This is a genomic window from Sinorhizobium sp. KGO-5, from assembly GCF_036245905.1.
GTDB classification, from domain to species: Bacteria; Pseudomonadota; Alphaproteobacteria; order Rhizobiales; family Rhizobiaceae; genus Sinorhizobium; species Sinorhizobium meliloti_A.
This window is the reverse complement of record NZ_BDIZ01000001.1, coordinates 1,859,075-1,871,804: the sequence shown is the minus strand read 5'-3', so window position 1 is coordinate 1,871,804 and position 12,730 is coordinate 1,859,075. Positions and strand designations below refer to the sequence as shown.

Below are 12,730 nucleotides of genomic sequence, written 5' to 3'. Positions count from 1 at the left end.
TGTTTCAGCGCGAGGCTATTCCGGTCACTTCTGACCGGAATATTTCGCCTGGATTTCCTGCGCGACGTTCGACGGAACCGGCGCGTAGTGATCGAACAGCATCGTGTACTGAGCGCGGCCCTGCGACATCGAGCGCAGGTTGTCCACGTACTTGAACATGTTCGCGAGCGGCACGTGGGCATTGATCACCACGGCGACGCCGCGTGCTTCCTGACCCTGGATCTGGCCACGGCGAGAGTTCAGGTCACCGATAACGTCACCGACGTAATCTTCCGGCGTCACGACCTCGACCTTCATGATCGGCTCGAGGAGCTGAGCTCCAGCCTTCTTCGCGGCTTCACGGAAGCATGCACGGGAAGCGATTTCGAAGGCCAGGACCGACGAGTCGACGTCGTGGAACGCACCGTCGATCAGCGTCGCCTTGACGCCGAGCATCGGGAAGCCCGCGAGCGGACCCGAGGACAGGACGCTTTCGATGCCCTTCTGAACGCCGGGGATATATTCCTTCGGAACAGCACCACCGACAATCTTCGATTCGAATGCGAAGTCTTCGCCTTCCGGGTTCGGTTCGAAGACGATCTTGACGCGCGCGAACTGGCCGGTACCACCGGACTGCTTCTTGTGCGTGTAATCTTCCTCGTGCTTGCGCGTAATGGTCTCGCGGTAGGCAACCTGCGGAGCACCGACCGAAGCTTCGACCTTGAACTCGCGACGCATGCGGTCGACGATGATGTCCAGGTGAAGTTCGCCCATGCCGGCGATGATCGTCTGGCCGGACTCCTCGTCCGTCTTGACGCGGAAGGACGGATCCTCGGCAGCCAAGCGGTTGAGCGCGAGGCCCATCTTTTCCTGGTCGCCCTTGGTCTTCGGCTCGATGGCGATCTGGATGACCGGCTCCGGGAATTCCATGCGCTCGAGGATAACCGGCTTCAGCGGATCGCAAAGCGTATCGCCCGTGGTGGTTTCCTTGAGGCCGGCCAGAGCAACGATGTCGCCGGCGAAGGCTTCTTCGATGTCTTCACGCGAGTTGGAGTGCATCTGCAGCATGCGGCCGACGCGCTCGCGCTTTTCCTTGACCGTGTTCATCACCGACGTGCCCTTTTCGAGCTTGCCGGAATAGATGCGCGCGAAGGTCAGCGAACCGACGAAGGGGTCGTTCATGATCTTGAACGCGAGCATCGAAAGCGGCTCGTTGTCGTCGGCCTTACGGGTGATCTCACCCTCGGTCTTGACGTCGATACCCTTGATCGCCGGAATGTCGATCGGCGACGGCAGATAATCGACAACGGCGTCGAGCAGAGGCTGAACGCCCTTGTTCTTGAAGGCGGTGCCGCAGAACATGGGGTGGAACTTGACGTCGATCGTACCGCGACGGACCAGTTCACGGATCTTGTCGTTATCCGGATAGGTACCTTCCAGGTAGGCTTCCATTGCCGCTTCGTCGATCTCGACAACCGTCTCGATCAGCTTTTCGCGGTATTCTTCCGCCTTTTCCTTCATGTCGGCCGGGATTTCGACGACGTCCCACTGGGCGCCGAGCGATTCGTCGCGCCATACGAGAGCATTCATCTCGATCAGGTCAACAACACCCTTGAAGTCGCTTTCAGCGCCGATCGGCAGCTGCATAACGACGGCCGTCGCGCCGAGGCGCGTCTTGATCATCTCGACCGAGCGGTAGAAGTCCGCACCGGTCTTGTCCATCTTGTTGCAGAAGATCATGCGCGGAACATGATACTTCTCGGCCTGGCGCCAGACGGTTTCCGTCTGCGGCTCGACACCGGCGTTGGCGTCGAGAAGCGCGATCGCACCGTCGAGAACGCGCAGCGAGCGTTCGACTTCGATGGTGAAGTCGACGTGGCCGGGAGTGTCGATGATGTTGAAGCGCCGCGTCTTGCCGTCGCGACCCTTCCAGAAGGTTGTCGTCGCAGCAGACGTGATCGTGATGCCGCGCTCCTGCTCCTGCTCCATCCAGTCCATCGTCGCGGCGCCGTCATGGACTTCGCCGATCTTGTGGGACTTGCCGGTGTAGTAGAGGATACGCTCGGTCGTCGTCGTCTTGCCGGCGTCGATGTGCGCCATGATACCGAAATTTCGGTAGTCTTCGATTTTATATTCGCGAGCCATGAGAGACTGCCTTTCGGAACCTGTTCTGATTACCAGCGGTAGTGCGAGAACGCACGGTTGGCATCAGCCATCTTGTGGGTGTCTTCGCGCTTCTTCACTGCGCTGCCGCGATTGTTCGCCGCGTCCATGAGTTCGCCGCACAGGCGATCGACCATGGTCGTTTCATTGCGCTTACGGGCAGCTGCGATCAGCCAGCGGATAGCGAGAGCCTGACGGCGCTCCGGACGAACGTCGACCGGCACCTGGTAGGTAGCACCACCGACGCGGCGCGAACGCACTTCGACATGCGGAGCGATGTTGTCGAGCGCGGAATGGAACACGGCGACCGGCTCCTGCTTCAGCTTCGACTGGACCGCATCGAACGCACCGTAGACGATGCTTTCCGCAACGGACTTCTTGCCGTGCAGCATGATTGCGTTCATGAACTTCGTGACGACCAGATCACCGAACTTCGGATCCGGGTTGATCTCACGCTTTTCTGCTCTGTGACGTCGGGACATACTTCTCGTCTCTCAACTTTAAATCTTATGACCAGCGAAATGGCGCCGGTTGCGATGTTATTTCGGACGCTTCGCGCCGTACTTCGAGCGGCGCTGCTTACGGTTCTTCACACCCTGCGTATCGAGAACGCCGCGGATGATGTGGTAACGAACACCCGGAAGGTCCTTCACGCGGCCGCCGCGGATCATGACCACGGAGTGCTCCTGAAGGTTGTGGCCTTCACCCGGAATGTAGCCGATCACTTCGAAGCCATTCGTCAGGCGGATCTTGGCGACCTTACGGAGAGCCGAGTTCGGCTTCTTCGGGGTCGTCGTGTAGACGCGGGTGCAAACGCCGCGCTTCTGCGGGTTCTCCTGCAGTGCAGGAACCTTGTTGCGCTTTACCTGTGCCTGACGCGGCTTGCGGATCAGCTGGTTTACGGTAGGCATCTAACCATCCCTTACAAAAACTTGTCTCGTTACCCTTTCGGGCGGATCGCTTGCCGTCGCCGGCAACAACGAACGCCTATGAAATGCGCAAAACGAGGGCCGATCCGCTTTTTCGCAGATGGCCCCACAAAAAGCAGAGGACGCACTATCTCGCGCGTCTTGCGTGCAGCATTATGTCGTCAGCGTGCGTTTTGAACCTTGTTTGAGGCGAACTCCAGAACGCGTCGTTCCGAACCAGCCAGCCTCACATGGGCTCTGATGCGGCGGGGTGTACTGATTTCGGGGCGATCCGTCAAGGGCAATTAAGAAATATCTGGGCGTTGCAGCCCTGATATGCCCGAGAAACAAGGCTTTGCGCGCTTGCCGTGCCCTAGGTCCGGCCGAATGCCGGCCCGTGTCGTCGCATAGTCGTTCCCACTTAAGGAATCAGCAACCTCTTTCTGTCGTTTTCCACGACCGCGAGTCGCGCCCTGCCCGATATCCTGCCTCGACGTCATCCCTGACCAAAAATGTTTCGGGCCATCGTACGATTCGTGGAACGGGTTTCGGTCTGGCGCAATATGCAGTAGAGCAGGATGAGGCAAAGTGTATCCGGTTTCCCCGCATCCCGCGTCTCAACGCTTGAGAATCGATCGCGACGGTTTCGGCCTCTTTCGACTTAAAGAAACGCGATCGCCCGTTACTATTCTTTAAAGAGGATGTTTCCATGTCTGTCACACCGGATAACGACAACGCACCCGACGAACCGCTGATCTTCATCGTTATCGGCAAGGCCTACGAGACCGACGGCGATGCCGAGGGCGTCGACATCCATGTGATGCTGCGGGCGCCGGATGACGATACGGCCGTGCGCGAGGCGCTGAACGCACTCGCCGAGGAAGGCTTCCTTGAAGCCGATCTCGACCAGATCGGCACCTTGGACGGCATACCGGACGAGGAGCCGCACGCTTCCGCCTATCAGGGCGCCCTCGAGGGCGAAGTCGCCATCATTCGCTTCGGTTGAGAGATCCGGCGGCATCTGGAGCCGCATCGACGCCAAACACATCGACCTGAAAAAGCCGCCCGGATCGCTCCGGGCGGCTTTATCGTTTCGCCAGGGAGGGCAGATACCCTCCCCTTTTTTGCTTATTCTGCCGCGGCGGGATCGTTTGCCATGTCGGCGAGCATCGGCGTGGCGCTTTCCGCACCGGTGCCCTTGCGGCGCTCTTCGAGGATCAACTCGTCGCGGGCCGTAGCGATGCGGCGGATCTGCGTCATCGTGCCGCCCGTACCGGCCGGGATGAGACGGCCGACAATGACGTTCTCCTTCAGACCCTGCAGATTGTCCGTCTTGCCTGCGACCGCAGCTTCGGTGAGGACCTTGGTGGTCTCCTGGAACGAAGCGGCCGAGATGAAGGACGGCGTCTGCAGCGATGCCTTGGTGATACCCAGCAGCACCGGCTCGCCAAAGGCGGGCTTCTTGCCTTCGGCAAGCAGAGAGTCGTTGACGTCCTCGAGCTCGATGCGGTCGACGTTGTCGCCGACGATATAGGTCGAGTCACCGGCGTCGGTGATTTCGACCTTCTGAAGCATCTGCCGGACGATCACCTCGATGTGCTTGTCGTTGATGACAACGCCCTGCAGTCGGTAGACTTCCTGGATCTCGTTCACGAGATAGGAAGCAAGTGCTTCCACGCCCTTGATCGCCAGGATGTCGTGCGGCGCCGGATTGCCGTCGAGGATGTAGTCGCCCTTCTCGATGTAGTCGCCATCCTGAAGATGGAAGGGCTTGCCCTTCGGGATCAGGTATTCGACCGGTTCGACACCGTCTTCCGCCGGCTCGATCATCACGCGACGCTTGTTCTTGTAATCGCGGCCGAAACGGATCGTTCCATCGATCTCCGCGATGATGGCGTGATCCTTCGGACGACGTGCCTCGAACAGTTCGGCAACACGCGGCAGACCACCGGTGATGTCCTTGGTCTTGGCGCTTTCGAGCGGCGAACGGGCAAGAACGTCGCCCTGGCTGACCTTTTGTCCCGGCTCGACCGAAAGGATCGCGTCGACCGAGAGCATGAAGCGGGCTTCGCCGCCGCGGGCAAGCTTGGCGATGTTGCCATTCTTGTCCTTGATGACGATCGCCGGCTTCAGGTCGGTACCGCGTGGCGTCGAACGCCAGTCGATAACCTGGCGCTTGGTGATGCCGGTCGACTCGTCGGTCGATTCCAGAACCGAGATGCCGTCGACCACGTCTTCGAAGTGAACGGTACCTTCCACTTCCGTCATCATCGGACGGGTGTAGGGATCCCACTCGGCGAAACGCTGTCCGCGCTTCACCTTGTCGCCATCGTCGACGAAGATCTTCGAACCGTAGGCAACGCGCTGCGAGGAGCGCTCGACACCGCGTTCGTCGAGGATCTGGATCGCCATGTTGCGGCCCATGGCGACGAGTACGCCATCGGAGTTGCGCAGCATGTTGCGGTTCTTGATTTGAACCGTGCCCTCATAAGAGGCTTCCAGGAACGACTGGTCGACCACCGTTGCCGTACCACCAAGGTGGAACGTACGCATGGTCAACTGCGTGCCCGGCTCGCCGATCGACTGAGCCGCGATGACGCCGACGGCTTCGCCCATGTTGACAGGCGTACCGCGAGCGAGGTCCCGGCCGTAGCAAACGCCGCAGACGCCGGTTTGGATCTCGCAGGTCAGTGCCGAACGAATGCGGACGGACTGTATACCGGCCTTTTCGATCGCGACGACGTCCGGCTCGAGAATCATCTTGCCGGCATCGACGATGCGTTCACCGGTGACCGGGTTGTCGATGTTGTCGAGCGCCGTACGGCCGAGGATACGCTGGCCGATCGAGGCCACGACCTGACCGGCATCGACGATCGCAGTCATGGTGAGGCCCTTGTCGGTGCCGCAATCCGTATGCGTGACGATGCAGTCCTGTGCCACGTCGACGAGACGACGGGTCAGGTAACCGGAGTTCGCAGTCTTCAAGGCGGTGTCGGCGAGACCCTTACGGGCACCGTGCGTCGAGTTGAAGTACTCGTTCACGGTCAGGCCTTCCTTGAAGTTCGAGATGATCGGCGTTTCGATGATCTCGCCCGAGGGCTTTGCCATGAGGCCGCGCATGCCGCCAAGCTGACGCATCTGGTTCGGCGAACCGCGGGCGCCCGAGTGCGACATCATGTAGATCGAGTTCATCGGCTTCTGGCGGCCGCTGTCGTCGAACTCGACGGCCTTGATGCGCGCCATCATCTCTTCGGCGACCTTCTCGGTCGCCTTGCCCCAGGCGTCGACGACCTTGTTGTACTTTTCGCCCTGGGTGATGAGGCCGTCATTGTACTGCTGCTCGTATTCCTTCACGAGCGCTTCGGTGTCGCCGACGATCTTCACCTTCGTGTCCGGAATGACCATGTCGTCCTTGCCGAACGAAATGCCGGCGCGGCAGGCATGCGAGAAGCCGAGCTGCATGATCCGGTCGCAGAAGATGACCGTGTCCTTCTGACCGCAATGGCGATAGACCGTGTCGATCATCTTGGAGATGTTCTTCTTGGTCATTTCCTGGTTGCAGATTTCGAAGGGGACGTTCGGGTTCTTCGGCAGGAGTTCGCCGATGATCATGCGGCCAGGCGTCGTTTCATAGATCTTCGAAACCGGGTTGCCCTCGGCATCGACGGTCTTGTAACGGCCACGGATCTTGGCGTGCAGGGTGACGGCCTTGGTCTCCAGCGCATGGTGCAATTCGCCCATGTCGGAGAAGGCCATGCCTTCGCCCGGCTCGTTCTGGTTCATGATCGACAGATAATAGAGGCCGAGAACCATGTCCTGCGACGGCACGATGATCGGGGCACCGTTTGCCGGATGCAGGATGTTGTTCGTCGACATCATCAGCACGCGTGCTTCGAGCTGTGCTTCGAGCGACAGCGGCACGTGAACGGCCATCTGGTCGCCGTCGAAGTCGGCGTTGAAGGCCGTGCAGACGAGCGGGTGCAGCTGGATCGCCTTGCCTTCGACCAGGATCGGCTCGAAGGCCTGGATGCCCAGGCGGTGCAGCGTCGGCGCGCGGTTCAGAAGGACCGGGTGCTCGCGGATGACCTCGTCGAGGATATCCCAGACTTCCGGCTTTTCCTTCTCGACCAGCTTCTTCGCCTGCTTGACGGTCGAGGAGTAACCCTTGGCGTCGAGGCGGGCGTAGATGAACGGCTTGAAGAGCTCGAGCGCCATCTTCTTCGGCAGGCCGCACTGGTGCAGCTTGAGTTCCGGACCGGTCACGATGACCGAACGGCCGGAATAGTCGACGCGCTTGCCGAGCAGGTTCTGACGGAAGCGGCCCTGCTTGCCCTTGAGCATGTCGGAGAGCGACTTCAGCGGACGCTTGTTCGCACCCGTGATGACGCGGCCGCGGCGGCCGTTGTCGAACAGCGCGTCCACGGATTCCTGCAGCATCCGCTTTTCGTTGCGGATGATGATGCCCGGCGCACGCAGCTCGATCAGCCGCTTCAGGCGGTTGTTGCGGTTGATGACGCGGCGATAGAGATCGTTGAGATCCGACGTCGCGAACCGGCCGCCGTCAAGCGGCACGAGCGGACGCAGGTCCGGCGGGATCACCGGAACGACCTTCATGATCATCCATTCCGGACGATTGCCGGATTCCATGAAGTTCTCGACGATCTTCAGCCGCTTCATCAGCTTCTTCTGCTTCAGATCGGACGTCGTCTCGGCCATCTCCGAACGCAGATCACCCGCGATCTTCTCGAGATTCATCGATGCGAGCATCTCGTAGATCGCTTCGGCGCCGATCATCGCGGTGAACTGGTCCTCACCGAACTCGTCGACCGCGATCATGTATTCTTCTTCGCTCAGGAGCTGATTTTCCTTGAGCGACGTCAGACCCGGCTCGGTGACGATGTAGTTCTCGAAATAGAGAACGCGTTCGATATCCTTGAGCGTCATGTCGAGCAGCGTTGCGATGCGGCTCGGCAGCGACTTCAGGAACCAGATGTGAGCAACCGGCGCGGCGAGCTCGATATGGCCCATGCGCTCGCGGCGAACGCGCGACAGCGTGACTTCGACGCCGCACTTTTCGCAGATGATGCCTTTGTACTTCATGCGCTTGTACTTGCCGCACAGGCACTCGTAGTCCTTGATCGGACCAAAGATGCGGGCGCAGAAAAGACCGTCGCGTTCCGGCTTGAAGGTACGGTAGTTAATCGTCTCCGGCTTCTTGATCTCACCGTAAGACCAGGAAAGAATCTTCTCCGGGGACGCTATCGAAATCCGGATGGAATCGAAGGTCTGTGCAGGCACCTGCGGATTGAAAAGATTCATGACCTCTTGGTTCATGCCTGTCTCCTTTGCGGGCATTTAAGCCCTGAGCTTGGCGAGGGTGCCGGCAATCCCGGGCGCCGACCCCTGCCCCATAAACAGCTAAAACCGCATCGGGTGCGGCCCTTTTCCTGCCGCGGACAATCAGGTGCCCGACGGCGGAAACGGTGCGCGCCGCTTAGCGGCACGCACCTGATGACTCTTACTCCGCCGCGTCCGGCAGTTGCGCCGTGCTACCGACGTCATCGACCTTGGAATTCTCCAGCTCGACCGAAAGGCCCAGCGAGCGCATTTCCTTGACGAGAACGTTGAAGCTCTCCGGAATACCCGCTTCGAAGGTATCGTCGCCGCGGACGATCGCCTCGTAGACCTTGGTGCGGCCGGCCACGTCGTCCGACTTGACCGTCAGCATTTCCTGCAGCGTGTAGGCGGCACCATAGGCTTCCAGAGCCCAGACCTCCATTTCGCCGAAGCGCTGACCGCCGAACTGCGCCTTGCCGCCCAGCGGCTGCTGGGTAACGAGCGAGTAAGGACCGATCGAACGGGCGTGGATCTTGTCGTCGACCAGGTGGTTGAGCTTCAGCATGTAGATGTAGCCCACGGTCACCTGGCGATCGAAAGTCTCGCCGGTCCGGCCGTCGTAGAGCGTCGACTGACCGGTTACCTTCAGGCCAGCCTGCTCCAGCATCTCGTTGACGTCCGCTTCGACAGCACCGTCGAAGACCGGTGTCGCGATCGAAACGCCGCGGCGGGTCTGCTCGGCAAGCCGAACGATCGATTCATCGTCGTACTGCTTGATCGGCTCGCCCTTCGGGCCAGATCCGATGACGCTGTCGATGGTATCGCGCAGCGGCTGAATGTCAGCGCCCGCCTTATATGCATCGAGCATCGCTCCGATCTTCTTGCCCATGCCGGCGCAAGCCCAACCGAGATGGGTCTCGAGGATCTGACCGACATTCATGCGCGACGGCACGCCCAGCGGGTTCAGAACCACGTCGACATGCGTACCGTCTTCGAGGAACGGCATGTCTTCGATCGGGACGATCCGCGACACGACACCCTTGTTGCCGTGGCGGCCGGCCATCTTGTCGCCCGGCTGGATCTTGCGCTTAACGGCGACGAAGACCTTGACCATCTTCATGACGCCCGGAGGCATCTCATCGCCGCGCTGAACCTTCTCGACCTTGTCCATGAAGCGCTGTTCAAGGCGCGACTTGGATTCGTCGTACTGTGCGCGAAGTGCTTCGATCTCGCCCTGAGCCTTCTCGTCCTCGATAGCGAACATCCACCACTGCGAGCGGGGATATTCACTGATGACGACGTTGGAGAGCTCGGTGCCCTTCTTGAAGCCCTTCGGACCGGCAACGGCGACGTGGCCGCGAAGCATGTCGACCAGACGCGCATAGACGTTGCGGTCGAGGATCGCCTGTTCGTCGTCGCGGTCCTTCGCAAGACGCTCGATTTCCTCGCGCTCGATCGCCATCGCGCGCTCGTCCTTCTCGACGCCATGGCGGTTGAAGACGCGCACTTCTACGACCGTGCCGAAGGTGCCCGGCGGCATGCGCATCGACGTGTCGCGAACGTCCGACGCCTTCTCGCCGAAGATGGCGCGCAGAAGCTTTTCTTCCGGCGTCATCGGGCTCTCGCCCTTCGGCGTGATCTTGCCGACGAGGATGTCGCCCGGCTGAACTTCGGCGCCGATGTACACGATACCGGCTTCGTCCAGGTTCTTCAGCGCTTCTTCCGAAACGTTCGGAATGTCGCGGGTGATTTCTTCCGGACCAAGCTTGGTGTCGCGCGCCATCACTTCGAATTCCTCGATGTGGATCGAGGTGAAGACGTCGTCACGCACGATCCGCTCGGAGAGCAGGATCGAGTCTTCGTAGTTGTAGCCGTTCCAGGGCATGAACGCGACGAGCGCGTTGCGGCCGAGCGCCAGATCGCCGAGGTCCGTCGACGGACCGTCCGCGATGATATCGCCCTTGTTGATCACGTCACCGACAGTGACGAGCGGGCGCTGGTTGACGCAGGTGTTCTGGTTGGAGCGCTGGAACTTCTGCAGGCGGTAGATATCGACGCCCGACTTGGACGGATCCAGGTCTTCGGTGGCGCGGATAACGATACGAGTCGCGTCCACCTGGTCGACGATACCGCCGCGGCGGGCAGCGATCGCAGCACCGGAGTCACGCGCGACGACCGGCTCCATGCCGGTACCGACGAAGGGAGCTTCCGCACGCAGCAGCGGCACGGCCTGACGCTGCATGTTCGAGCCCATCAGCGCGCGGTTGGCGTCATCGTTCTCGAGGAACGGAATGAGCGCGGCCGCGACCGAGACGAGCTGCTTCGGCGAAACGTCCATCAGGTTGATATTGTCGCGCGGTGCCAGCATGACTTCGCCGGCGTGGCGGCAAACGACGAATTCTTCGGAGAAGGAGCCGTCGTCGTCCAGAACCGAGTTTGCCTGTGCAACGTGATACTTGGCTTCTTCCATCGCCGACAGATAGACGACGTCGTTCGTCACCTTGCCGTCCACGATCTTGCGGTACGGGCTCTCGATGAAGCCGTACTTGTTGACGCGGGCGAAGGTCGCAAGCGAGTTGATCAGACCGATGTTCGGGCCTTCCGGCGTCTCGATCGGGCAGATACGGCCGTAATGCGTCGGATGCACGTCGCGCACTTCGAAGCCGGCGCGCTCGCGGGTCAGACCGCCCGGACCCAGTGCCGAAAGACGGCGCTTATGGGTGATTTCCGAAAGCGGGTTCACCTGGTCCATGAACTGCGACAGCTGCGAGGAGCCGAAGAATTCGCGAACGGCCGCGGCAGCCGGCTTCGCGTTGATCAGGTCCTGCGGCATCACGGTGTCGATCTCGATCGAGGACATGCGTTCCTTGATCGCACGTTCCATGCGCAGGAGACCCAGGCGATACTGGTTCTCCATCAACTCGCCGACCGAGCGGACGCGACGGTTGCCGAGATTGTCGATGTCGTCGATCTCGCCCTTGCCGTCACGCAGCTCCACGAGCATCTTGACCACGGCCAGGATGTCTTCCTTGCGCAGCGTGCGAACCGTGTCCGGAACGTCCAGATCGAGACGCATGTTCATCTTCACGCGGCCGACGGCCGAGAGGTCGTAGCGCTCCGCATCGAAGAAGAGCGCATTGAACATGGCTTCGGCCGAATCCATGGTCGGCGGCTCGCCCGGACGCATGACGCGGTAGATGTCGAACAGCGCGTCCTGACGGTTCTCGTTCTTGTCGGCCGAAAGCGTGTTGCGGATATAGGCGCCGATATTGATGTGGTCGATGTCGAGCACCGGGATCTCATCGAAGCCGGCGGAAAGGATGACCGGAAGCGTCTTCTCGTCGATCTCGTCACCGGCCTCGAGATAGATCTCGCCGGTCTCGAAGTTGACGACGTCCTCGGCGAGATAGTTGCCGTAGAGATCGTCGTCGGTCGCCTTGAGTGCCTTCAGGCCCTTTTCCTGCAACTGCCGGAGCAGGCGCGGGGTCAGCTTCTTGCCGCTCTCGACGACGACCTCGCCGGTATCGGCGTCGATCATGTCTGACAGTGTCTTCTGGCCCTTGAGCGCATCCGGCTGGAACGGCACGCGCCAGCCCTCGCCGTCGCGCTGGTAGAGCGACTTCGTGTAGAAGGTGTCGAGGATTTCCTCGCCGTCCATTCCGAGCGCCATCAGCAGCGAGGTCACCGGAATCTTGCGGCGGCGGTCGATGCGCGCATGGACGATGTCCTTCGCGTCGAACTCGATGTCGAGCCACGAGCCGCGATAGGGGATCACGCGCGCGGCGAAGAGCAGCTTGCCGGACGAGTGGCTCTTGCCCTTGTCATGGTCAAAGAAGACACCCGGCGAACGGTGCATCTGCGAGACGATGACGCGCTCCGTGCCGTTGACGATGAAGGTACCGTTGTCCGTCATGAGTGGCATGTCGCCCATATAGACGTTCTGTTCCTTGATATCCTTGATCGACTTGGCGCCGGTGTCCTCGTCGATATCGAACACGATCAGCCGCAGCGTCACCTTGAGCGGCGCCGCATAGGTCAGGTCGCGCTGACGGCACTCCTCGACGTCGAACTTCGGTGCCTCGAATTCGTAGGAAACGAATTCAAGCATCGAAGCGCCGGAAAAATCCTTGATTGGAAATACCGATTTGAAAACGGCTTGAAGCCCCTCATCCGGCCGCCCGCCTTGGGGCTCATCGACCATGAGGAACTGGTCGTAAGACGCCTTCTGAACCTCGATGAGGTTCGGCATCTCCGCGACTTCGGGAATTTTACCAAAAAACTTGCGTACGCGCCTACGACCGTTAAACGAAAGGGTCTGAGCCATCGTCGCTCCTTGTCAATCT

6 protein-coding genes are annotated in these 12,730 nt (G+C 60.5%); 1 reads left to right on the top strand and 5 read right to left on the bottom strand.

The window, feature by feature from the left end; genetic code table 11:
• Positions 1 to 24: 24 nt before the first annotated feature.
• Genes fusA through rpsL form a run of 3 tightly spaced genes read right to left on the bottom strand, consistent with a single transcriptional unit; the run spans position 25 to position 3,053 of the window.
• On the bottom strand, positions 25 to 2,124 hold the full coding sequence (gene fusA, locus BHD07_RS08930; RefSeq protein ID WP_018099708.1) for an elongation factor G: 2,100 nt from the start codon (positions 2,122 to 2,124) through the stop codon (positions 25 to 27).
• A gap of 29 nt (positions 2,125 to 2,153) precedes the next feature.
• On the bottom strand, positions 2,154 to 2,624 hold the full coding sequence (gene rpsG, locus BHD07_RS08925) for a 30S ribosomal protein S7 (protein WP_003536198.1): 471 nt from the start codon (positions 2,622 to 2,624) through the stop codon (positions 2,154 to 2,156).
• A 57-nt stretch (positions 2,625 to 2,681) separates the two neighbouring features.
• Complete coding sequence (rpsL, locus tag BHD07_RS08920) at positions 2,682 to 3,053, bottom strand: 30S ribosomal protein S12 (RefSeq protein ID WP_003507760.1); 372 nt, start codon at positions 3,051 to 3,053, stop codon at positions 2,682 to 2,684.
• A 706-nt stretch (positions 3,054 to 3,759) separates the two neighbouring features.
• Here rpsL and BHD07_RS08915 point away from each other — a divergent pair.
• Positions 3,760 to 4,056: a hypothetical protein gene (locus BHD07_RS08915; RefSeq protein WP_010969192.1), complete on the top strand. Its 297-nt coding sequence runs from the start codon at positions 3,760 to 3,762 to the stop codon at positions 4,054 to 4,056.
• Between the two features lie 122 nt (positions 4,057 to 4,178).
• Here the strand turns inward: BHD07_RS08915 and rpoC are convergent, their stop codons facing one another.
• Together rpoC and rpoB are read right to left on the bottom strand one after the other, a co-directional pair.
• Positions 4,179 to 8,384: a DNA-directed RNA polymerase subunit beta' gene (gene rpoC, locus BHD07_RS08910; protein ID WP_018099707.1), complete on the bottom strand. Its 4,206-nt coding sequence runs from the start codon at positions 8,382 to 8,384 to the stop codon at positions 4,179 to 4,181.
• A gap of 184 nt (positions 8,385 to 8,568) precedes the next feature.
• Positions 8,569 to 12,711: a DNA-directed RNA polymerase subunit beta gene (gene rpoB / locus BHD07_RS08905; RefSeq protein WP_018099706.1), complete on the bottom strand. Its 4,143-nt coding sequence runs from the start codon at positions 12,709 to 12,711 to the stop codon at positions 8,569 to 8,571.
• Positions 12,712 to 12,730 lie beyond the last annotated feature (19 nt).

What these genes read in the sequence shown, in the direction of transcription:
- fusA (WP_018099708.1), bottom strand. Translation starts at nt 2,124, where the DNA reads ATGGCTCGCGAATATAAAATCGAAGACTACCGAAATTTCGGTATCATG.
- rpsG (WP_003536198.1), bottom strand. Translation starts at nt 2,624, where the DNA reads ATGTCCCGACGTCACAGAGCAGAAAAGCGTGAGATCAACCCGGATCCG.
- rpoC (WP_018099707.1), bottom strand. Translation starts at nt 8,384, where the DNA reads ATGAACCAAGAGGTCATGAATCTTTTCAATCCGCAGGTGCCTGCACAG.
- rpoB (WP_018099706.1), bottom strand. Translation starts at nt 12,711, where the DNA reads ATGGCTCAGACCCTTTCGTTTAACGGTCGTAGGCGCGTACGCAAGTTT.
- rpsL (WP_003507760.1), bottom strand. Translation starts at nt 3,053, where the DNA reads ATGCCTACCGTAAACCAGCTGATCCGCAAGCCGCGTCAGGCACAGGTA.
- BHD07_RS08915 (WP_010969192.1), top strand. Translation starts at nt 3,760, where the DNA reads ATGTCTGTCACACCGGATAACGACAACGCACCCGACGAACCGCTGATC.